Origin of the sequence: Epilithonimonas tenax DSM 16811 (assembly GCF_000428485.1) — a bacterium.
Classification (GTDB): domain Bacteria; phylum Bacteroidota; class Bacteroidia; order Flavobacteriales; family Weeksellaceae; genus Epilithonimonas; species Epilithonimonas tenax.
Genome location: NZ_AUAA01000020.1, coordinates 23,669 through 46,596 on the forward strand (window position 1 = coordinate 23,669; position 22,928 = coordinate 46,596).

The following is a 22,928-nucleotide window of genomic DNA, read 5'->3' on the forward strand; positions in this document are numbered from 1 at the left end:
AATTCCGTTCCTTAACCGTCTTTATAACAGAATCTGAAAAATAAATCCTATTTTTGCAGACCAAAATGATGTAGATTTTGAATTGATGAAATGTCATCCTGAGCGGAGTCGAAGGATCACATCAAACTTCAGATCTTAAACTTTAAACTAAATTCTATAATGCAGCAAAACAACGGATTAGATAAAAGCCAGCTCATTAGCTTCGGTGTTTTTTCTATGATTCTTATCGGTTTTATGTTTTACTTCCAAAACAGAAACGCACAGGCCGAACAGGAAAAACTGGCAGTTGATGCCAAAAAAACAGAACAGACAACCAAAGCAAAACCGGTTGCGACCAATCTGAACGCAGCAACGGTTACGCCGGCATCAGTTCAGAAAGTTAATCTTCAGAATGATGAGCTATCGCTTGAATTCTCCAGCATTGGCGGACAGTTGAGTTCTGTAAAACTGAATAAATATGAAGCATTTGGCGGAAAACCGTTGTATCTTTTCAATAACAACAATGCAAGCTATGGTTTCCAGTTCAAAGACAAAACCAACAAGGTTTTCAATACCAAAGATTTGGTATTTGTACCCACGGTGGCGGGCAATTCAGTCACCTTAAGTTCAAAAATAGGAACGGCCGTGATCCAGTTTGTTTATACACTCAAAGCAAAATACACGGTAGATTTCCAGGTGAAAACACAAGGTTTGGCTACATTGGTAAACGATGGCAAAGCCGATTTTGTTTGGGATTACACGGTGAAAGGTGCAGAAAAAGGAAGATCGCAGGAGGAGACTCACACAGAGTTTGCCTACTCTTTCAACAATTATAAAGACTACGATTACGACGCGCGTTCTGAGATGGACGAGCCGGACGAAACCCTTAACTGGATTGGTGTAAAACAGCAGTTTTTCTCAGCCGTGATTGAGGCCAAGAACGGATTTACAAAATCAAAAGGAAGTCAGGAAGCTATTGCGGAAGGCGATTTTCTTAAGAAATTCAATTTTGACGGTCAGGTGAACCTTGCCGGAAATGAGTTGAATCAGGAATTCACTTGGTATTTTATGCCGTTGGATATGGATTTGCTGAAATCTTATGACAAAAACTTCGACGAGATTCTTCCATTAGGCTGGTCTTTCATCGGATCGCTGAACCGTCACGTGTTTATGCCGATGTACAATTTGCTTTCCGGCTGGGGCATCGCTGCAGGTTGGGCAATTTTCTGGATGACAATTATTATCAAATTGATCTTATCACCGGTGATGTTCAAACAGCACAAACTAAGTGCAATGATGAAGGTAATCCGTCCGGAAATCGATGAGGTGAATGCCAAATTCAAGGATGCAGATCCAATGAAAAAACAGCAGGAAACAATGGCCGTTTACAGAAAAGCCGGCGTGAATCAAATGGCAGGTTGTTTGCCGGCATTGGTTCAGATCCCATTGTTCTATGCACTATTCCGATTCTTCCCGAATATGATAGACCTTCGTGGCAAGAGCTTCTGGTTCGCACCGGATCTGACGGCTTACGATGATGTAATCAAATTTGGTTTCAACGTACCGTTACTGGGCGAGCATTTGAGTATTTTCGCTTTGGCCTGTACCGTGGTGATCCTGATCTATACCGTAATGACTTCCGGAAATATCCAACAACCACAGCAGGAAGGGATGCCGAATATGAAAGTGTTGATGTACATCTTCCCAATCACATTCCTGTTCTTCCTAAACAGCTCAGCTTCTGGTCTGTCTTGGTATTATTTTGTTTCCAATGCGATTAATATCGTGATTATTTTGGTCATCAAATATTTTATCCTGGATGAGAAAAAGATCCACGCACAGATCCAAGCCAACAAACAGAAGGAACCGAAGAAAGAAGGTAAATTCCAACAGAGAATGAGAGAGATGATGGAGAAAGCGCAGGAACAACAGAAAGTGCAGCAATCCAACAAAAAGAAATAATTTTTGAAAGCGGTAATTTTTTACCGCTTTTTTTTATGGAATTTACTTAAATATTGAAAGTTTTTTAGGAGCTTATTGACTACGTCGAACAGTTACTTAATATTTTTATTTGGAGCTGCTTCCCGCTGTCCACTATATCTTTTTTGGCTTCGAAGTTTGATCACCAAAACAAATTTCTGCAAGCCAAAAAAGGATGCCGTTCCCATCGGGGCTAGGCGTTTCGTTATCCAAATGTTACTTATCTTATAAATGTACTTTTGATTCTTTGCTGAGTTTGAAGTTGATACTGAGCCTGTCGAAGTACCTTTGCTAGCCTTGAAAATATTTTCAATATTGTCAAAAAATCTTTGCGAACTTTGCATTTAAAATTTACAATTTATAAAAATAAAATTCCCGAAATTTACCCACTCAACTTTGAACTTTAAACCCAAAACCTTGAACCCAAATTCCACCTACGAATATCTCCAGCAATTCCTCACACCAGAACGTCTTCAGAAAATCGAGCACTTTGCTCAGGAAAGCTCAGACTTCGTGTTGCCTGTGATGGAAGACATTTACCAGTTCCGGAATGCAGCAGCCATCGTCCGTTCGGTAGAAGCTTGCGGATTTCATAAAGTCGTGGCAATGGAAAAAGAAAACTTCTTTGAACCCAATCTCAAAGTCACTAAAGGCGCAGACACTTGGGTGGAGGTAGAGAAAATGCCAAGAACGATAGAATCCTTACAGAATATCAAAAATCGAGGTTACAAGATTGTCGCAGTTTCCGCAGAAAACAATGCGAAAATGCTTCCGGATTATCAAGTGGATCAACCATTGGCACTGGTCTTCGGGACAGAGTGGGAAGGAACTACAGATGAATTGCTGGACTTTGCAGATGAAACCTTGGCCATCCCAATGTTCGGATTCACGAGAAGCTTCAACGTTTCTGTAGCGGCCGCCATCTGTATGTACGAGCTCAAGCAAAAACTCCTAAGCTCAAACATCGACTATAAATTATCAGAAGAAAAATTACTTCAATTAAGGATTCGTTGGGCAGTCAATTCTATCAAAAGCGGAAAAGAGATTTTGGAAAAGTTTGAAAGAGAAAATGAGTTTTAAAAAACCAACTCACAAACCATCTCTCCAATCTTCGGCGCCAGCGCAACACCCATTCCGGAAAGTCTAACAGCACAGAATTGTCTCTCGGAAAGCTGTTTTACAATCGGCGTTTTCTCATTTCCCATTGCCATAATTCCCGACCATCGCATTGCAATTTTGAAGTCCTGATTGGGTAAAATCACTTCTTTTAGAAATTGTTCCAGATGGTTTTGTAGAAATTCTGTCGTTTCAAAATCGGTTGTTTCTTCCTTTTCGAAATCCTGATTTCTTGCGCCACCAAGAAGAATTCGGTTTCCTAAGTTTCTGAAATAGTAATAGCCTTCGTCGTAATGGAATGTTCCTTTTAGTTTCAGATTTTCAATCGGTTCTGTTAAGATGATTTGTCCTCTTGCAGGAATGATTTCTTCAGATTTAAGAAATTTCGAACTGAAAGCATTTGTGCAGAAAATGACTTTATCAGATTTGAGACTAAGATTTTCATCCATTTTAATTTCAAGTTCATTCTCATTTTCTGAAACGGATTCTACTTCGGTTCCGCAGAGAAATTCCACCTTCAGTTGGTGGCATTTTTCTACCAATTTGCTCAGTAATTTTCCGGAATGCAGACTTCCTTCACAAAGATTCTCAACCAAAAATTCGGATTTTCTCAATCCAAATTCTTTAATCTTTTCATTGGCGATGCTAAAAGTGTTTTCCGTTTTTGTAATCGGAAAAAGATGTTGGTTGACTTCAACTAATTTTTCCAAAGTAGATTTATCATTTAAGATTTCATAACCACCGCAAAGCTCAAAATCAATTTCGTCAGAAGAAAAATAGTGTTGGATTTTCTGCAAGCCTTCATATCGCATTTTTACCAATTCCAAGGTCTTCTTCCAACCCATTTTCTTGGAGTCAGCGGTGATTTCTGTCAAACTTCCAAAGCACGCAAAACCAGCATTTCGTGTGGAAGCGCCCGCTGCAATCGGATGTCTCTCAATCATCAATACCGATTTTTTAGGATGCTTTTCCTTGATAGCAATAGCGGTCCAAAGTCCGGTGAATCCCGAACCAATGATGATGACATCCCGTTTTCTGTAAAAAGTTTCGACTTCCCAAATGCTTGTTGCTAGGTTTTTCATTGGGGAAATTTAGTAAAATTTAAAACATTTTATCGTAATTCCAAGCTGCGACAAAGATGCCTGCTGTTTCTGTTCTCAACCTTTGATTTCCTAATGAAACTGCTTTGATGCCTTTCTCTGCCAGAAGCTGGATTTCCCTGTCAGAAAAGTCGCCTTCCGGGCCAATCAGAAAAGTGTAGTGATCAAGATTCGGTATATGATTCAAATTAATTCTTTCCAAATTCTCATTGCAATGTGCTACAAAAGTCGTTTTCGGGTCAAGCGTTTTCATAAACTCAGAAAATTTCTGAAGGTCGTTGATTTTAGGAAAATGCGAACGCAGACTTTGTTTGGAAGCACCGATGGCTTGTTTTCTCAGTTTATCGATGCTGATATTTTTACGCTCGGTTTGCTCTGTGAGGATGAAACTGACTTCAGAAATTCCCATTTCTACGGCTTTTTCCAGAAAGAATTCTATCCTGTCGATGTTTTTTGTGGGTGCAATCGCGATGTGCAGTTTTGGTGAGAAATCAGGAAGATGTTCCAGAACTTGGGACACATTGAGCGTTACTTTTTTCCCTTCGAAAATTAAAGTTCCTTTGGCAAGATTGCCTTTTCCGTCAGTTAAGAAAATCTCTTCACCTTCACGCATTCTCAGGACTTTTACGATGTGCTGTTGCTCATCAATATCGATTAAAATTTCGGGAAAGACCTGTCCAAAGAAAAGTTTCATGTGGTTTGTCGTTGTATAGTTAAATTATTTATTGGTAAAATCGCTAAATCGTTATATCGTTAAGTCGCTAAATCGTTAAATCGTTAATTTGTAAAATTGTTATTTGTAAAGTATTTCAATCAAAAATTAATTTAAGATGTCAATCACTTTACTATTTACTGATGGATTTATGCAAAGAATTAATTTGATTGGTAATAAATTCTGCTCTTTCCCGTAATTGATCATAACTTTCACTTGTTATAAAATCTAAATCTTTTGATAGAATTAAAAAATTGATAACTTCCATTGTTGATCCAAATGCGATGTTTAAAAATCTGGATTTTTCTTTAGTGGATTGTCTCGAAAAGCCTTCTGCAATATTCGCTGAAATACTTGTGGACGCTCGTCTTATTTGATTGGTAATTCCAAATTTTTCATTTTCAGGAAAGTGAGATATGATCAGGTAAATTTCTTTTACCAATTTTCTTGAATTTTGCCAGACTTCTAATTTCTCAAAATAAAATTGATACATATTCTACCTTTTATAAACCGTTTCACGAATCAACGATTCATCGGTTTTACCAGTTGCAATATTTTCTTCCCAACGGTCATCACCAGAACTGCTGCCAACCCAAACACAACGCCCAAGCCAAATTCTGTAACGGTGGATGGGAAGTTTTCCGGAATATAGTTTAGTATCAAATGGTGGATGTATTCAATATTATGATGGAAGATCCCACCTGAAACCAAAAGTAAAGCGATGGTTCCCACTACGCCCAAAACCTTGATTACAATAGGTAAGGCTTTTACCAAAAAATGTCCAAGACCTGAGATAAACCCTTTGTTGTTGGACTTTTTCATCAGGAAAAATCCCGCGTCATCCATCCTTACAATCAGTGCTACGATCCCGTAAACGCCTACTGTTGCGATGATAGCAACAAAAGATACGCTGAGGATCTGCGTCAGAAGCGGATGCTTTTTTTCAATCACCGTTCCTAATGCGATGATGACGATCTCCAGAGAAAGGATAAAATCTGTTTTGATCGCAGAGCTGATCTTCGACTTCTCGGAATTGACTTCTTCCTCTTCCAGAGTGCTTTCTGCCATCACTTCCTCGCTTGTTTTGTTCCTGTGGAAAAGGAATTCTACAATCTTCTCCATTCCTTCGTAAGCCAGATAAATCCCGCCAAGAACCAAAATTACTTTGATGGCTTCCGGGAAGAAATAATTGAGCAGGAAGATCACAGGAAGGATAATCACTTTGTTGATGAAAGAACCCTTGGTGATTGCCCACAGCACGGGAAGTTCACGGGAGGATAGGAAACCGGTTGCTTTCTCTGCATTTACCGCAAGATCATCGCCGAGGATTCCGGCTGTTTTTTTTGTTGCGAGTTTACTGGTGACTGCGATGTCATCCATCAATGCGCCAATATCATCTAAGATTGCGAAGAATCCTGAAGCCATAACTTTTTATTTTGATACAAAAATAAGTTTTAAAGTTTAAAATTCAATGCGAAAAATTATGGTAGCGAAGATTTTGTAATTGAAGTTTTTAAAACGAGATTTCATTTTCACTCAGAAATGCAACACCTGTTTTCATAGTCGTATAAATATCGATATCACACTCCCGCAGAGAACACCTATAAACCTCTTCTTTCCAGCTGCCATTGATGAAAATGAGATTCAAGTATTCAAATTTTCTCAAGTTGTTTTTAATGGATAAAAAGTCGCCTTCTTTTGGTTCGTAAGGAAAGCTGAAAACATTTTCGGAATTGATGGTTTCCAGAATTTCTTCTTTGATATTTTGAATATAACCGGTCTCAGAGCTTGTCAGTTCATAATCGTCAGATTCTTCTGCATTTTCATTTTTTCCCGTAATCGTTTCTAAAATCCAGTAATATTTTGAATTCTTTTTGGAATGTGTTCCGAGTTGTTTTTCTTCTAGTAATATTTTCATAAGTTATATTTAGCCAAAGCTATTTCTACTGTAACGTTGTGTCTATTTTGTTGTGTAAATGATTTTTTCAGAGGTAAAATTTTGAGCAAAGCATTTTTGAGACTTGGAATATTTTATCAGATCAATTGTATCAAACCAAATATTAAATCGATAAGTAGTTTTTGATTGTTTCAAAACTTTTTTGAAAAATTTGGATTCATTGATGTTAATAGAATAAGAGATTGAATTATTTGGTTTTAAATTCTTGAATTTACCAAAACAATCCAAACAATTTACATCTATAATTGATTTTTGAATTTTATCAAAATTATTTAAGCTAGCTTCAAATTTTTCCACTTCGATTGGCTGTATATATACTTCGTGAAAGACGTCGGAGATTTTTAATTTTTGAGATTCTTTATTTGTAATGTTTAGTTTTAATATACCAGTTTTCGAAAGTCCAATCGTATCAATTTCGTATTTGAGGTTACAATTATTAATTTCAACTTTCTGCGAAAACAATGTGACAAATTGAAGGAATAGAATTAAAACAAAAATCTTTTTCATCATATTAACTTTGTTAAAATATTGAATTGAAATCTTCTGACTTCCAGCTTCCAACTTTCCTACAAATCATACTTCGCAGTCGCCGTAGTCCTGATATCCGTAAACTCGCCACGCTCATATTTCAGTTTGGCAACGATGGCAATCATCGCTGCATTGTCTGTTGTATATTCAAATTTTGGGATGAAGATATTCCAGCCCAATTTTTCTTGATTAAGTTCCATTGCTTTTCTCAACGCTGAGTTGGCAGAAACACCGCCGGCAATTGCAACATCTTTGATATGAAGGTCAACGGAAGCTTTTTCTAATTTATTCATTAATATCTCAATGATGGATCTTTGGACAGATGCACAAAGATCATTCAGATTTTCCTTGATGAAATCCGGATTCTTCCGCACTTCCTTCTGAATAAAATACAACACCGAAGTCTTGATCCCACTAAATGAGTAATCATAATTCTCCATCCTCGGTTTGTTGAACTGGAAAGCATCGGGATTTCCTTCCTTAGCCAACTTATCGATGATGGGGCCGGCAGGATAATCGAGGTCGAAGATCTTTCCAATTTTGTCAAAAGCTTCGCCCGCTGCATCATCTATCGTTTTGCCGATGATTTCCATTTCGAAATAATCTTTAACCAAAACAATCATTGTATGGCCGCCGGAAACCGTCAGGCAAAGGAAAGGAAAAGTGGGTGGCTTTGGATTGGCATCATCAATAAAATGAGCGAGAATGTGGGCCTGCAAATGGTTGACTTCTATCAAAGGAACGTCCAGGCTCATCGCCAGAGATTTGGCAAATGAAGTTCCAACCAGAAGAGATCCCAAAAGTCCAGGGCCGCGCGTGAAACCAATCGCGCAAATGTCATTTTGTTGTATATTTGCTTTGGAAAATGCTTTTTCCACAACAGGGATGATGTTTTGCTGATGCGCTCTGGACGCCAACTCGGGTACCACACCGCCATACTCGTTATGGATAGCCTGATTGGCAGCAATGTTGGACAGGATTTTGCTACCGCTGATGATGGCCGCAGAAGTGTCGTCACAAGAAGACTCGATACCTAAAATAATAGATGCACTCATAATAGATGGCAAATTTAGAAAATAAAAACACAACAAACGAAGATCCAACTCTTGACCAGCCCGTCAAGAAGAAAAGAACACCGCTTTTCTGGAGAATCCTCAACTTTATATTTTTCGGAATCATCGGACTGGTGGTTGTTCTTTTCATTGCCATCAATCTTCCTGTTACCAAACGTTACATTGCTGATCAGGCCATTGGTTTTCTCAATAAAGATTTGAAAATGAGAATGTCTTTGCATGATATAGACGTTAATTTCTTTGGCGATGTCACGATCAAAGGTCTGACACTGAAAGATTACAAAAACTATGAATTCGTAAAAGCCAGAGAATTGCGTGTTGATTCTGATTGGTTTGCGTTGGCTTTCAATACGAGAGATATCAAATTCAATCAGGCAACGATTATTGATCCTGTGATTCGCGTGATTACTTATAAAGGAGACAGCATCAGTAATTTTATAAGGTACGTGGATAACTTCAATGACGGTCAACCGCGTGATCCGAAAAAAAAGCCTTTCAAAATGGGGATGAAGATTGATCTGATCAACGGCGTCTCCACAATCGTCAACGAAAACAGTCCCGGGGAAGCAGGAAGATGGCTGGATGCAAAAAAGATCAATATGCACGTCAGTTCTCTTAAAGTAGAAGGCGCAGATGTTTTTGCTGATATCAGAAACTTCAGTCTCATTACAAAACGTTACGGCAAAGAGCACCTCGTGGATACATTTTCTACCAATTTTGAGATTACAAACAAACATTTGAAATTCGGGAATCTGACCATCAATACAAACCATTCTTTGTTGCAAGGTGAAGCTGTGATGAACCTGGATCCAAAAACGAGATTTGCCGATTTCGGTAGAAAAGTGAGTTGGGATATGACCATAAATCCCGGGAGTCAGATCAGTGGTTATGACCTCAGTTATTTTATGACAGATTGGGATAATTACACGCCCATCAATATTTCCGGGACGATGGTTGGGCCATTGAATGATTTTGCCCTGAATCATTTTCTGATCCGTTCGCAGGATGTGAATCTTAATACCAAGAATCTGAAATTGACAGGCGTTATTGATAAGAAATTCTTTATCGAAAGTAAGAATGTTTCTGCTGATTTTACCTACAAAGCGCTGAAGGCTTCTTTACCAAAATTCATTGCTGCAAAACTTGGGAATATTGCGGATGACTTCGGAAGAATGAAATACAACGGTTCTGTAAAGGTGAATCCAAAACAGATCTATGCCAGCGGACAGGTCATTACAGGAATTGGTCAGGCGAAGATGAAGGATTTCAATCTGGCAGATTACAGCACAAAACGTCCTAAGTACAGAGGTTATGTAGATGTGAAAGATCTCAATGTAACGGCATTGACCAAGAATAAACAAGTAGGATTGATCTCCGGAAAATTCAATATGCAGGGTGAGGGTTTCGATGTCAATACGATGTATGTCAAAACCAAATCTGACGTTGCACATATCGAATTGATGGGAAAAAACCTCAATAATATCGCCATAGATGGTGTTCTTAATAAAAAACGATTTACGGGGAATCTGGATGCCAATGATCCTAATGCAAAAGGAACCTTCAAGGGTATTGTAGATTTCTCTACCAAAAGACTGTTTGCAGATTTTGCAGCGGACATCAAGTATGTCAATCTAAAATATTTCGGGATCAATGCAGGCGATACCAATTCGGTAAGCGGACTTGTGAACGGAAAATGGTCTATGACGAATCTAAATGATCTCAATCTTGACGCAGATATAAGAGGACTGACACTCAACTCAAGCAAGCAAAAACTTCATATTCCTGATTCCAAACTGAAAGCATTTTTTGAAAACAGAAACCGGATTGTTTCTGTAGATGCGCCGGGAGCTGTTACAGGCAAGATTTCCGGAAGATTTGATCTGGAGGATATCGGGAATATGATCACCAATAGTCTTAATAAAATCCTTGTAGGCAATCCGCCGAAGAAAACTTACAACGGCCAGAGTTTTGATTTTGATTTTGATGTGAAGCAAGGTTTGGTTTCTTTCTTCGTGCCAGATCTGGAACTGAAAGACGGTGCCAGAGTTGCAGGAAGTTATGTGGGAAATACGAATGATTTGGTGCTGAATGCAGATGCTTCTCAAATCAAATATGTCATCACAAACAAGAAAGAACTTAGCGAAGCTGAAAAGTTTCTTGCAGAGACCGATGCGACTTACCAGCCGGACCTTGATAAGGTAAAAGACAGTGCAATGGTGGATAGTATCAGTTTGAGGGTCAATACCGGAGATCTGACACAACAATTGCTCGCCAGCGTCAAGAGAGCACAATACGGAAAAAATGTACTGCAGGATGTAACGCTGACTGCCAATAATGAAAATTCTCAGGTTCTTCATATCGGAACGGTTTTCAAATTAGGAAGCTTGGAGGACGAGGCTGCAAAACAAATGAAAGCATATGCAGTCAATATCAATCAAACTACTAATGTGGCGGGAGATTATGTATTGCGGTTTGAGCCGACTACTGTTAACTTAAACAATGTGGCATGGAGTATTGATACCAGTCCGGAGCTGAATCACTCTGTTACGTATCGTAAAAAAGAAAAGGATTTTGTGATCCAGAATCTCCGGGTTTATTCTGACGAAAGTGAACTTCTTGTCAAGAATGCAGATTTCAAATCCGCAAAGGATTTCACAGCGGATGCCGAAGTCAAAAATCTTGATATTTCCAAACTGCTTGCTCTTGGAAACAACAAGAATGCATTAGATATAAAAGGAACTGCCAACGGAACCATCCAAATCAAAAAATCTGAAAATAACCTGGAGCCCTTGGTCGCGCTGACGGTAAATGATATTTTTATGAATGGCAAAGCGATGGGGAATTTGGACGCCAATATCACTAAAAGTGAAAAGCCTAATGTTTTTGATGTCAGTATCAAAGCTTTGTCTTCAGAATTTTTGGGTCAGAACACATTGGATGTCACAGGAACGATTGATAATAATCCATCGTCGCCAGTGCTGGACGTGGATGCTAAAATGAATGAATTTGATCTTGCCTTTGCCCAGCAATTTGTGAAAGAGATCTTTGGCAATTTCCGTGGAAAAGCAACAGGCGACCTGAAGATTTCTGGTGCTTTGAATGATATAGATTACAGTGGTGATATCGCCTTGAAGGGATTTGGGCTCAAATTATTATTCACAGGTGTAGATTATTCGTTTGATGATACGGTGATCAATCTGTCGAGAGGCCTGGCTTTGCTTAATAATATTGGAATAAAAGACGGGAGAGCTAATTCTAAAGGGAATATCTCCGGATCTATACAGTTCGAAACCCTGGCATCCTTAGGCATCAACTTAATTATGCGTGCAGATAATCTGTTGGTGATCAATAATAGCCAGGATGACAATGATCTCTTTTGGGGCCGGGTATACGGTCAGGGCGATGTCTATGTGAGTGGACCAGTTTCAGGACTGGAGATCAGTACACCGAATGACGGGCTCAAAGTTCTTAACAACAGCACATTTACATTCAATAGTGCATCCAAGGCGAATGTGGACGAGTTTAAAATTCTTAGATTTTTGAAACGAGATGGTGAAGGCGGTATTTCTGTGGAGAAAAAGAAAAAATCCGGCGCTAATATGTTGATGGACTTTGATATATCAGTAGATAAAGGAACATTGGTGAATGTTCTGGTAGGAGATGATGTTGGAAGTATTGCTGTAAAAGGTGATGCGAATCATTTGAAATTCAGAATGGAAAGAAGTGGAAACATTTCAATGAACGGTACTTACACTGTTGATAACGGAACGTTTGTCTCCAAAGCCATCCTGGACAGGACCTTTCAAATTGCAAAAAACAGTATTATACGGTGGAGTGGAAGCCCAATGACTCCTGATCTAGATATTACCGCAAACTATGCAAGACCTATTACAAATGCCGGTGAGTACCTCGGAATGTCTCTTACGCAACCAATAAATGTGGTGCTGACCACCAAGATTACCAATACACTTACAAAACCCGAAATAGAATTTGGGGTGTCTGCTCCAGATAGCTCATCGGAGGTAAGGGAAACGCTGGCTACAAAAATGAGTAATCAGGACGAGCGAACCATTCAGTTTGGATCTGTGCTGGTTCTTAACAGCTTCAATGTGGTGAATAACGGTGGATTGGATTTTAATTTGCAGAATACTGCGATCAACACCGGTTACAATATGTTGTTCAAACAATTGGGCTCTGTTCTTAATACGATCAGTAGTGCATTCCAGGTTAATCTGGATTATATCAGCGGCGACATCAACTCTAATACGGCCGATCGTGCCAATACAAGCGTCAGTCTGGCATTGTCGCCACGGATCAAATTGAAAACAGGACTGGGAGTTCCGGTCACAAGGGTAGATAATACAGGTAACAATTTGTTGTCGGCAGAAGGAACGATTGAGTATGACTGGAGCCGCCTTAATAATGGCAGCAGATTGCTAAGGGCTTACTCCAAACCATCCAATCTAGGTTTGGGAACAGGCAATGGACTTAACCAGAGTTATGGCATTGGGGTTGTGTACAGTAAAAGTTTTAATTCTCTCAAATATATCTTTAAAAGACGCGAAAGGATAAAAAGAGACTCTGCAGAGACGGAGGTAAATAAAGAAGATTCTTTAAAAAAGAAGGCAATAAAATGATAATTATCAGCATTTTTGATGCTTTTGTTAAAAGCTGTTAATGTTTTAATATTTGTTTTTAGTTAAATTAATTTTTTCTAAATTTGCAAAAAAATTAGATATATTTTAAATAAATAACAATATTATAATGAACTATCAATTAGACGATATCGATAAAAAAATCCTTGATTTCTTAGTAGAAAATACCAGAATGCCTTTTACAGAAATTGCTAAGCAAATGGATGTTTCTGCAGGAACGATCCACGTAAGAGTAAAAAAAATGGAAGACGCAGGCATCATCCTAGGATCTTCTCTTAGCATAGATTACAGCAAGTTGGATTACAACTTCACTGCATTCATCGGTATTTTGCTTACAAAATCAAACCACACACAAGAGGTGTTGAAGCAGTTGGCGCTCATTCCTAATGTGGTAGAAGCGAGTGTCACCTCAGGAAAATACAATATCTTCTGCAAAATGAAAGCGAAAAATACAGAAGATGCTAAAAAAATCATCTATCAGATAGATGATATCCAGGATGTTATGAGAACAGAAAGTATGATCTCTATGGAAGAGTACATCAGTGATAAGAACCGTTTGATCAACGCGGTTAGTATATAGTTAGTAATAGAAATTTCTATAGAAAGGGCTTATTTATTAAGCTCTTTTTTTATATTTTTATCAGATGAATTCAGTGGACAAAAGTTTCAAAACCAACAAAGATTATTACCTGTTTTTCGGATTGATTATCTTGGTGTATTTCCTCAGTATCAATACGGATTACGCAGAATATACACTTCATGAGAAGATCAATATTCCGGGTCATTTTTTCTACTATACTTTTGGTGTAGATATTTTGGTGGTGGTGAGCTGGATTTTGATCTTGCTTTACAGAAAGGCAGGCGTCATTCTTTTTCCGCTGTTTGTAGCCATCCATTTCGCGCTTCACAACTATTTTCTCAGCACCTTCTTATATTCGGACGTTACAGTTCTGTTTCTGTACATCGGACTTGGATTATTGGCCATCATCCCACGTTGGAAGGTATTGAAGTAAATAACGGTTTCAATTTGGGCAGCTTTTCCGCCTTCCACTCCCGCTATTTTTTGCCCAGTCTTTTGCCAACGCCGAAAAAATGAGCTCCGTTCAAGTCGGGCTGCACAGATGATAGACAGGTCAAGTTTTTACTGAAAAAGATGATTCTATGATCAATCGGTAATTTTTAGATCAATTATCGTTTATCAACAATCAGTTATTAATTAAAACGGCACTCTTTCCAGCGCCATTTGCAACGCCAATGCTCCTGCAGCAGATGAGGTGATCAGAAGCCAATCTCTTTCGTTCAGTTTCGTGAATTTTGTGACTAGCGTCAAGATCACCAGGATGAGCAAAACCATCACAATTTGTCCCAATTCCAATCCCACATTGAATCCCAATAACGGAACCGTAATACTCTGCTCTTTGGCCAGCATCATCCGCGCCGTATTCGCAAATCCCATCCCGTGTATCAATCCGAAAAATAAGGCAAAGTAATATTGGTAAGGACGTTTCCCTCTAAACAAAATGTTATCCAAAGCTGTAATGACAATGGTACAGGGAATGAGAAACTCTATCCAGCTGCTTTTGACACGCATCATATCAAAACTTGCTAAAGCCAGCGTAATACAATGCCCAATAGTAAAAGCCGTGATCAGAATCAACAATCGTTTAAAATCTTTGAAACTGTAAGCTGCAATCAACGCCAAAATAAAAAGCTGATGATCAAGTGCATCCAGAGAAATAATATGATCCCAACCCAGCTGCAAATAAAATAGAAAATCCTTCATTGTTTAATTTCTGAAAACTGTACGAAAATAATCATTAATTTTGATTTCCAATTAAGTTTTGATGATGAAAAAATCGCTCGTAGTGCTAATTCTTTGTTCTTTGTTCTTTTCTCTTGTTTCTTTTCGTTGGCATCCTTACCACGTTGGGTCTGTCGAGTTTAATTACAATACAAAATCAAAGACATTCGAGGTTACAGGCCGTTTTTTTATGGACGATCTGGAGAATGCGCTCAATAAGAAGTATAGAAAGTCTGTCCATTTTCTTGATCCGAAATACAAAGCTGAGATCAATCAAGAATTGGAGCTGTACGCAGCAGAATATCTCAAACTCAAATCAGATAACAAGTTGATCAAGATGAATTATGTGGGATACGAGGAAGACCACGAAAGCGTGAATGTCTACCTGGAGTCCGATCCTCTTGCTATGCCGAAAAAAGTCGAAACCGCAGTCAGCCTGCTCTACAACTTGTTCGATGATCAGATGAATATCATTCATATTGTCATCAGTGGCGAAAGGAAAAGTGAAAGACTGGCTTATCCGGATCGTTACCTTTATCAGCAATTCTAATTCGGATAAAAAAATGTGACACCATCGATCTGTAATATAGAATCTGTCCTTGCAGAAACACCTATGGTGCGATTGGTTTTTGTTTTTAATTTAAAAAAGCTTCAGATTAAGTAATCCGAAACTTTTTTGTGTAAGCTATTTTCTTGAAGATTAGTTCATTAAAATGAGCCGCTTTTCATCACGAACAAATTAATCAAGTTAATCTGTTCATCTTACGTTTCTTGTGTTTTTAGAATCTTTTTGAATTGTTCTTAACAAATCAATTTCTCAGTACTCAGTACTGTTTTTCAATCTGATGTAAATATTGCTATTTTATTGCATACCAAACAACAAAACGGCTACTACAAATATACTACAAATAGGTAAGGTGTTGATTTTTAGGTGTTAAAAAGAACATCGGTCTTGTTAAAAATTCATCATCCAATTATTAAGATCTATATCGGAAGGGATACTGAGCTGTTTCCTCAGTCTGCTTTTTTTCATTTCTACACTCCTTACGGAGATATTACTGAATTGTGCGATTTCTTTTGTGGAAAAATTCAGCTTTAGAAGTGCGCAGAATTTTACTTGTCCACTCGTCATTTCTGGATAATAGGAAGTTAATTTATTGTAAAAATTAGGATAGATTTCCTGGAAACGACTAAGGAAAGAAGAGTCATTGGACTTTGCTAATTCTACTAATTCTGCAAAAGAGTCATTTACTTTTGATTCCAATTGATTAAGGACCTTTTCTTTTTCAAGAAGATGGATTTTCGTCTTTTCTCTTTTTCTCTTTTCTCTCTGGTATCTTTTGAAATACTTCACTGTAAAATACATTTTAACAACGAAAAAGATGACAAGCCCTATGATGATAAAATACAGGTTTTTGTACCAGATTGTTTTTTCGTCGTGGATGATATTGGTGGAAATTTTATCGGTCTCTATCTTTTCTTTTTTCCTGATGATATCGTAGAGTTCCTTAGATTTTTTTGAGTAGTAATTATACAGTTTGTCTTCACCCATTTTCTCATAAATGGTTGCCAGATCATTATAAATATACTGTAATCTGTAAATGTCCTGGGCTTTTTCAAAAATAGGAAGTGCTTTTTTATAGTAATAGGAAGAACTGTCCGTCTTGTTCATTTGCAAATACGTATTGCCAATACCGTACATCCCAAAAGCTTGATTGATAGAGTCGTTTTCAGCCTTGGCTAACTGGTATGCTTTGCGACTGTAGAACAGTGCTTCTTGATGCTGGTCCAGATCTATGTAAGTAGAACCAACGCTGGAATACTGGATGGCCAGCCAACCGTTCCTTTTTGTCTGATCTTTTATTTTTTTGTAATAGTCCACACTTTTGAGGTCATAAATGATGGTCTTTTGTGGCGTAATGTACTGAAGGTTCAGGATTTCTGCTCTTCCAGCATAGATTTGACCCATAGAGCTGTAATAGTCGTCATTGTCTTTGACTTTTTTGCAAAGTTGTTCTGCATTTTTACTCGTTTCGGATGCTTTGTCAAAAAAACCAAGGTAAGAATAGGCCAAAGCTTTGGCTATTAGAGCCTGAACAGAGTGGTATTCGTCATTTTCATTGGTAGCCAATTCTAGCAGTTTGTCTGCAGCTTCTAAAGCTTTTTGCTGTTCCCCAAGTCCAAGATAAGCATTGATGATCACCTTCAGTGATTTGGCTTTACCAAGATAATAGCTCTCATTGTCAGAGATCTTATAGGTGTCTAATCCTGTTTTTAAAGCCTGATTTCTGTCGGCAAGTTGGAAGGTGCCAGCAATCATTTGGTCTATTTTTTCAGGAGTGTATGCCTGAGATTTCGTTTTGGTTATACACGAAATGAATAGAATGAGTAGTAATAATTTATGTTGTAGTCCCACGGCTTTTAAGTCATTGCAAAACTATTAAAAAATCAAAGATAATCGGGTATTAATAATGATTATTTATCGATTTAACAATGCTTACCCAATCCGTGTGTATGTGCTTTCACAATCCGACAGGATATCTGGGAAGAATTGGTCAAAATAAAATTGAAGTTTGTCTTTATTCTGAAGAAATAAGTCAAAAACAGGTAGATCTTTTTCCAGATATTTTGCTTTATGCAGAACATTATGCATACTGAATTGGATGCCCTGATCCTTTTTGTAATTGGAAAGCCAGTCATCTTGTTCCATTCTTACAAGTATTTTTTTGTAGTTTTCGGGAAGCCATTGTTCATTTTCCCACAAGATCTTATAGACCTTGGAAGAATGTATTTTTAATTCGGATGCTGTATACAGTTGCGCCACAAAATAATCGAAGGCCACATCTATAAAAGCACCGGAATACAGCCTTACCAAAGGACTGAATATCTTTTTGGCTTCCGATACTGCCGGGTGCGAGTCGGTAAAAGTATCAATGGCACGGTGCAATTTGATCCCTTCCTGAATTTTTAAAGGGAATTTTTCCCGCTCATTGTTTTTTATGAAATCCGCAATCATATTGCCAACGAGTTGTCCGTCAGTAAATGAGAGTATAGAATGGGCCAGATAGTTCATTTTTTATAAAGGATACTTCGTAAATTTGCTCAGGAATAAAATACTGAATAAGAAAAAACTTATAATTCCAATAAATCCATTAGTGAAATGTGTTGTGATCCCCAAATAAGAATCATAAATAAGACCTCCAGCCGCAATGATCGACATTATAATATTAATGTTTTTTTTCATGTTTTTAATTTAGATCTAAATTAAATTTACAGAATTAATTTAGAATAATGATTCCACAAAATCCTCAATCTTGCTAATTTCTTCCACTTTGATCCCGAATTTTTTCTTTGGAAGCTTGTTGAGGTTGGAAATGAAGATTTTTTCATAACCCAATTTTTCGGCTTCAGTAATACGTTGTTCCACTTGCGCAATAGGCCGTATCTCACCACTCAAACCAATTTCTCCTGCAAAACAATAATGTTCTGAGATTGCAATATCTTCATTACTGGATAGGATGGAGGCAACAACTGCCAGATCCAAAGCCGGATCATCGGTTTTGATTCCGCCTGTGATATTAAGAAAGACATCTTTGGACCCGAGTTGGAAACCTGCTCTTTTTTCCAAAACAGCCAACAGCATATTCAGTCTTTTGGAATCGAATCCCGTAGAACTCCTCTGTGGCGTTCCGTAAACCGCGGTGGAAACCAAAGCCTGGATTTCCAAAAGCATCGGGCGATTGCCTTCCAAAGTCACCGCTACAGAATTTCCGGAGAGTTCTTCAAATTTTTTAGTAATCAGGATTTCTGATGGATTTTTAATTTCTTTAAGGCCACTCGATATCATCTCATAGATGCCAATTTCCGATGTAGAGCCAAAACGGTTTTTGTTGGCTCGCAGTAATCTGAAAAGGTGGTTTCTGTCGCCATCAAAATTAAGAACAACATCTACCATATGTTCCAGAACCTTAGGTCCGGCAATCTGGCCGTCCTTGGTAATGTGGCCTACTAGAAAAACCGGAATGTTGTTTTCTTTCGCAAATTTGATGATCTCGTTAGAACATTCCCGGATCTGGGAAACGGTTCCCGGCGAACTTTCTATCAACTGGGATTGCAAAGTCTGGATAGAGTCGATAATCATAAAATCCGGCAGGAGTTTCGTAGCTTCATGAATGATTTTTTCCAAAGAAGTTTCTGTAAAGAGAAAGCAATTTGGATTTTTGGCTTCAGCCAAACGGTCTGCACGCATCTTGATCTGGGAAGCACTTTCTTCGCCGGACACATACAGGATTTTTTTCTTCATCTTCAAAGCCAATTGAAGAAGCAGTGTGGATTTTCCAATGCCTGGTTCGCCACCAATCAAAGTAACGGATCCGAGCACGATGCCTCCGCCCAAAACGCGGTTGAGTTCTTCGGAAGGTGTGATGATTCTTGGTTCCTCAATGGCTTCTACCTCAATAATATTAATGATAGACGACTTTGATTTTACAGCCATTGATTTGGTGGTTTTTTCAACGATTTCTTCCACCAGGGTGTTCCATTCGCCACAGGTTTTGCATTGCCCGTGCCATTGCGAGTACTGTGCGCCACAGTTCTGACAGAAATAGAGGGTTTTGAGTTTTGCCATTCTGCTAAGTTCAAGAAAAATTTCGGAAAAGAAAAAAAATCAAAAGAAGTTTTATTTTCGAAATTTTCTGCACTTCAGTTTCAAAAGCTTAATTTTGCTTAAGGATACATCAAGAATGTTATCTTCAAAAAATTGTAATATTAAATAATTAAAAATGGCATTAGACAAAAATCATGTAGTAACCGTAAAATACGTTCTGCATACTAATGATGAAAATGGAGAGAAAGTGTTTGTAGAAGAAACTTCTGCTGAAAATGCTTTAACATTTCTTTATGGCGTGGGAATGATGATTCCGAAATTTGAAGAAGAAATCAAAAATCTGGCTATTGGAGAGAAAGCCTCCTTTGAAATTGCGCCGAGCGAAGGTTATGGAGAAAGAGATCCGGAAGCGGTTACCCAGTTGCCTCTGGATATGTTTGAAGGTCAGGAGATGCCTCCAGTAGGCGCTGTTTTGCCACTTTCTGATAATCACGGCAATAATTTTCAGGCAATGGTTGTAGAAGTAACAACAGAAGCTGTTGTGGTAGATCTTAATCATCCAATGGCAGGCAAAAGTCTGTTTTTTGATGTGGAAATCCTGAACGCGCGTCCTGCAACAGAGGAAGAACTGGCGCACGGTCACGCTCACGGAGAAGATGGTCATTCTGGACATTAATCATATTTATTGTTGAAAAGTATAAAAAGTACTCAATTATTTGGGTACTTTTTTTATTGAATTTGAGCCTGTCACGACCAGCGTAGGATTGATGCAATTTATTTTTATTTTCTTTCTGAGAAGCGAAATCAATAATAAAATACCGGTTTTAAAATAAAATAACCGCCAAATTCTACAGGAATAGGATTGAAAAACATTTTGTATTTTTCATCAGAGAATTTTCCGTCTTCAGAAAAGATAGATTTTGCAGAAGATGACGTCAGATTGCTGTTGGGGTTGAAGGTGACCAAACTCAGATTTTCCCCAATCATCTCTAATTTTTTTTTAAAATGTAGTTCTAAGCCGTGTAATCAGCCGTAGATCTTAATAACAAACCCAGTATCCCAATACAGAGTAATTGTTTTATTTTATTTAAATTGATTAAATGATATGCTAAAGTATTTGATGTTTTAAATATATCTTAAAGATAAATGTGTTTTGGTTGTATTTTGTGCTAAAATATCAAAAAAAAACAACAATCAGTAAATTGGCTGATTGCTGTTGTTATTAGAGTCTAAATAATAAAATGTTCTGGACATTTTTCTTATTCCCAACCCTAAGGGGCGGAAAAATGCCTTGCGAATTTCGTCAAAATTACCCACTTTGGTATCTGGGAAATCACTATGATAGTTTAACAGGTTGTATCACTATTTTCTGATCGGAATGTTCTTTAAGATATCCTGCGTGTATTTCCAGAACTTTTGCACCGATGCGATATGGGCTCTTTCGTCTGGCGAATGTGCACCTTTGATGGTTGGTCCAAAACTCACCATCTCCATTTTGGGATAGTTGGCGCCAATGATCCCACACTCTAGGCCCGCGTGGCAAGCCACAACCATTGGTTTTTCACCAAAGTTGTCTTCATATAGATCTATCATTACTTGGATGATCTCCGCATCTGGTTTTGGTTTCCAGCCTGGATATGAGCCGCCAAATTCTGTTTTCAAACCGTTGCTATCAAAGGCAGATTTCAGCTGATTGGCCACTTCCCATTTGGTAGATTCTACCGAGGATCTCGTAAGATTAAGGATTTTGATTTCGCCGTGTTTCAGTTCGACTCTTGCCAGGTTGTTACTGGCTTCTACCAAACCTTCCACATCTGGACTCATTCGGGAAACGCCATTGTGTGCGGCGGTGATTGCAAAAATGATTTTCTTTGAATCATTATTCGAAATTCCTTTTTCGGAAGAAGTAGTTGTCTCGATGTTGATCACGAGGTCTTTTTCTAAGGAAGCAAATTCTTCCAAAATATCGGATTTCAACTGTTCTGCATTTTTCAAAAACTCAGCTGCATTTTCTACGGAAAAGGTAGCAATCGCTTCTCTCGGGATGGCATTTCTAAGACTTCCGCCGTCAATAGATATGAGCTGAATCTGATGTTCTAAACCGGGGAACAGCATTCTTCCCAACAATTTATTAGAATTACCGAGTCCTTTTATAATGTCCATTCCGGAATGTCCGCCTTGCAGACCTTTGATCTCGATCTTGAAAATGTCGCCTTGCGCTTCTGCTAAGTTAAATTTGGCGCTAGCAGTGACATCCACACCGCCGGCACAGCCGATGTCGATCTCATCATCTTCTTCTGTGTCAAGATTTAATAATATTTCGCCTTTCAACTGTCCTGGTTTCAAGGCCAAAGCACCAGTCATTCCGGTTTCTTCATCGATGGTGAAGAGTGCTTCCAGATCCGGGTGGGCAATGTCATTGTTTTCTAGGATAGACATGATTGTGGCCACGCCCAAACCGTTGTCTGCGCCCAATGTTGTTCCTTTTGCTTTTACCCAATCACCATCTACAAACATCTGGATTCCTTGTGTTTCGAAATCAAAATCGACATCGTTGTTTTTTTGGCACACCATATCCAAATGGGATTGCATCACAATCGGCTGTCTGTTTTCCATTCCTGGCGTTGCCGGTTTTGTGATGATGACATTTCCTGCTTCATCAACTGTTGTTGGTAATCCCAGATTTTCTCCGAATTCTTTTATGAATTTGATGACTTTTTCTTCTTTTTTTGAAGGTCTTGGAACAGAATTAAGTGCTGCGAAGTTCTTCCAGATCACTTGGGGTTCCAGTTGAGAATATTCCATTTTTTTTGAAATTTTTGAATCGGCAATTTAGTGTAATCTGGTGACTCTAAAAAGCAAAACCTATCAAATATTGAGAGGTCGGTATTTTTATATGGATGTTAAATGATTCTTCCATCATATTATCACGCGCATTTTTCTGAAAGGCAATGGCTCCGAAAAGTTGGAGAAGAAATGCAAATGTATAAAAACCTTTTTCACTTGGCAGGATCATAGCGTTCCAAAGTCCGATCACGAGCAAAACAATGGAGGATAAAATCACACACCAGCAAAGTCCATAATAGATACCGGTGACTTTGATGTTTTCCAATTTGTCACAAGCGGCTTTCCGAAGAGATATTACTGTAAACAAACCGTAGAGTAGGATGGTGAAGTAGTATCGTTTTTCATTGAGTTCCCATTTATGCTCTTGCAAGTCCTGTGATGAAGCTGATCACACCTGCTCCCAGAGCCACGTCCGATGCTGCTAGGAAGGCAGGGAAGCTCTTTGTTTGGTGATTGCTTAATGTTTTTTGATGTTTACCTGGATCAAACATATTCGTTTTTTGGCAAATGGGTAGGGGTTATTGAGGTTTTGTGTTGAATGTGGTTATCAATGTCAAAACTTCTGAATAGCCCC

At 38.3% G+C, this 22,928-nt stretch carries 21 protein-coding genes; 7 read left to right on the forward strand and 14 right to left on the reverse strand.

The window, feature by feature from the left end:
* The first annotated feature begins 159 nt into the window (after positions 1–159).
* Positions 160–1,941, forward strand: a complete 1,782-nt coding sequence (gene yidC / locus F564_RS0111120) for a membrane protein insertase YidC (RefSeq protein WP_028122715.1) — start codon at positions 160–162, stop codon at positions 1,939–1,941.
* Positions 1,942–2,376: 435 nt separating this feature from the next.
* Positions 2,377–3,039 (forward strand): TrmH family RNA methyltransferase, encoded by a 663-nt coding sequence (locus F564_RS0111130; protein WP_028122717.1) that lies wholly within the window; start codon positions 2,377–2,379, stop codon positions 3,037–3,039.
* On the opposite strand, the gene F564_RS0111135 is transcribed toward F564_RS0111130, so the two are convergent.
* The 7 genes from F564_RS0111135 to tsaD form a co-directional block, all read right to left on the reverse strand.
* Positions 3,036–4,157 (reverse strand): NAD(P)/FAD-dependent oxidoreductase, encoded by a 1,122-nt coding sequence (locus F564_RS0111135; protein ID WP_034981410.1) that lies wholly within the window; start codon positions 4,155–4,157, stop codon positions 3,036–3,038. The two genes, F564_RS0111130 and F564_RS0111135, sit on opposite strands and share 4 nt — an antisense overlap.
* 19 nt (positions 4,158–4,176) lie before the next feature.
* Positions 4,177–4,869 (reverse strand): RsmE family RNA methyltransferase, encoded by a 693-nt coding sequence (locus tag F564_RS0111140; RefSeq protein WP_028122719.1) that lies wholly within the window; start codon positions 4,867–4,869, stop codon positions 4,177–4,179.
* A gap of 151 nt (positions 4,870–5,020) precedes the next feature.
* A complete protein-coding gene (locus F564_RS0111145) occupies positions 5,021–5,380 on the reverse strand; it encodes a four helix bundle protein (RefSeq protein WP_028122720.1) in 360 nt (119 codons plus the stop codon).
* Positions 5,381–5,409: 29 nt separating this feature from the next.
* Positions 5,410–6,312, reverse strand: coding sequence for a DUF808 domain-containing protein (locus F564_RS0111150; protein ID WP_028122721.1), 903 nt, complete (start codon positions 6,310–6,312; stop codon positions 5,410–5,412).
* An 88-nt stretch (positions 6,313–6,400) separates the two neighbouring features.
* Positions 6,401–6,805, reverse strand: a complete 405-nt coding sequence (locus F564_RS0111155; protein ID WP_028122722.1) for a hypothetical protein — start codon at positions 6,803–6,805, stop codon at positions 6,401–6,403.
* 42 nt (positions 6,806–6,847) lie between these two features.
* The gene (locus F564_RS0111160) at positions 6,848–7,354 is read right to left on the reverse strand and encodes a hypothetical protein (RefSeq protein WP_154656855.1); all 507 of its coding nucleotides are present in this window, start codon (positions 7,352–7,354) and stop codon (positions 6,848–6,850) included.
* Positions 7,355–7,410: 56 nt separating this feature from the next.
* Positions 7,411–8,427 carry a tRNA (adenosine(37)-N6)-threonylcarbamoyltransferase complex transferase subunit TsaD gene (gene tsaD / locus F564_RS0111165; protein ID WP_028122724.1) on the reverse strand — a complete coding sequence of 339 codons (1,017 nt, stop codon included), beginning with the start codon at positions 8,425–8,427 and terminating at the stop codon, positions 7,411–7,413.
* Positions 8,428–8,432: 5 nt separating this feature from the next.
* Here tsaD and F564_RS19150 point away from each other — a divergent pair, with 5 nt between their 5' ends.
* From F564_RS19150 to F564_RS0111180, 3 genes are all read left to right on the forward strand, one after another.
* Positions 8,433–13,082: a translocation/assembly module TamB domain-containing protein gene (locus tag F564_RS19150; protein ID WP_076605669.1), complete on the forward strand. Its 4,650-nt coding sequence runs from the start codon at positions 8,433–8,435 to the stop codon at positions 13,080–13,082.
* A gap of 127 nt (positions 13,083–13,209) precedes the next feature.
* On the forward strand, positions 13,210–13,680 hold the full coding sequence (locus tag F564_RS0111175; RefSeq protein ID WP_028122725.1) for an Lrp/AsnC family transcriptional regulator: 471 nt from the start codon (positions 13,210–13,212) through the stop codon (positions 13,678–13,680).
* Positions 13,681–13,744: 64 nt separating this feature from the next.
* Positions 13,745–14,113: a hypothetical protein gene (locus F564_RS0111180; RefSeq protein ID WP_051259649.1), complete on the forward strand. Its 369-nt coding sequence runs from the start codon at positions 13,745–13,747 to the stop codon at positions 14,111–14,113.
* A gap of 203 nt (positions 14,114–14,316) precedes the next feature.
* Here the strand turns inward: F564_RS0111180 and F564_RS0111185 are convergent, their stop codons facing one another.
* Positions 14,317–14,883 (reverse strand): HupE/UreJ family protein, encoded by a 567-nt coding sequence (locus F564_RS0111185; protein WP_028122727.1) that lies wholly within the window; start codon positions 14,881–14,883, stop codon positions 14,317–14,319.
* 61 nt (positions 14,884–14,944) lie between these two features.
* Between F564_RS0111185 and F564_RS0111190 the strand changes: the two genes are divergently transcribed.
* Positions 14,945–15,451, forward strand: a complete 507-nt coding sequence (locus tag F564_RS0111190) for a DUF6702 family protein (RefSeq protein ID WP_028122728.1) — start codon at positions 14,945–14,947, stop codon at positions 15,449–15,451.
* A 405-nt stretch (positions 15,452–15,856) separates the two neighbouring features.
* Here the strand turns inward: F564_RS0111190 and F564_RS0111195 are convergent, their stop codons facing one another.
* The 3 genes from F564_RS0111195 to radA all read right to left on the reverse strand — a co-directional run bounded on the left by F564_RS0111195 (position 15,857) and on the right by radA (position 19,528).
* The gene (locus F564_RS0111195; protein WP_028122729.1) at positions 15,857–17,221 is read right to left on the reverse strand and encodes a tetratricopeptide repeat protein; all 1,365 of its coding nucleotides are present in this window, start codon (positions 17,219–17,221) and stop codon (positions 15,857–15,859) included.
* Between the two features lie 177 nt (positions 17,222–17,398).
* The gene (locus F564_RS0111200) at positions 17,399–17,974 is read right to left on the reverse strand and encodes an acyl carrier protein phosphodiesterase (RefSeq protein WP_028122730.1); all 576 of its coding nucleotides are present in this window, start codon (positions 17,972–17,974) and stop codon (positions 17,399–17,401) included.
* 210 nt (positions 17,975–18,184) lie between these two features.
* Entirely contained in the window at positions 18,185–19,528 is a 1,344-nt protein-coding gene (gene radA, locus F564_RS0111210) for a DNA repair protein RadA (RefSeq protein ID WP_028122731.1), read from the reverse strand.
* Between the two features lie 154 nt (positions 19,529–19,682).
* On the opposite strand from radA, the gene F564_RS0111215 reads away from it, so the two are divergent.
* Positions 19,683–20,183, forward strand: a complete 501-nt coding sequence (locus tag F564_RS0111215) for an FKBP-type peptidyl-prolyl cis-trans isomerase (RefSeq protein WP_028122732.1) — start codon at positions 19,683–19,685, stop codon at positions 20,181–20,183.
* Between the two features lie 128 nt (positions 20,184–20,311).
* Here the strand turns inward: F564_RS0111215 and F564_RS0111220 are convergent, their stop codons facing one another.
* From F564_RS0111220 to F564_RS19155, 3 genes are all read right to left on the reverse strand, one after another.
* A complete protein-coding gene (locus F564_RS0111220) occupies positions 20,312–20,494 on the reverse strand; it encodes a hypothetical protein (protein WP_028122733.1) in 183 nt (60 codons plus the stop codon).
* Between the two features lie 375 nt (positions 20,495–20,869).
* A complete protein-coding gene (locus F564_RS0111225) occupies positions 20,870–22,312 on the reverse strand; it encodes an aminoacyl-histidine dipeptidase (RefSeq protein WP_028122734.1) in 1,443 nt (480 codons plus the stop codon).
* A gap of 46 nt (positions 22,313–22,358) precedes the next feature.
* Positions 22,359–22,724 carry a YiaA/YiaB family inner membrane protein gene (locus tag F564_RS19155; RefSeq protein WP_316928800.1) on the reverse strand — a complete coding sequence of 122 codons (366 nt, stop codon included), beginning with the start codon at positions 22,722–22,724 and terminating at the stop codon, positions 22,359–22,361.
* Positions 22,725–22,928 lie beyond the last annotated feature (204 nt).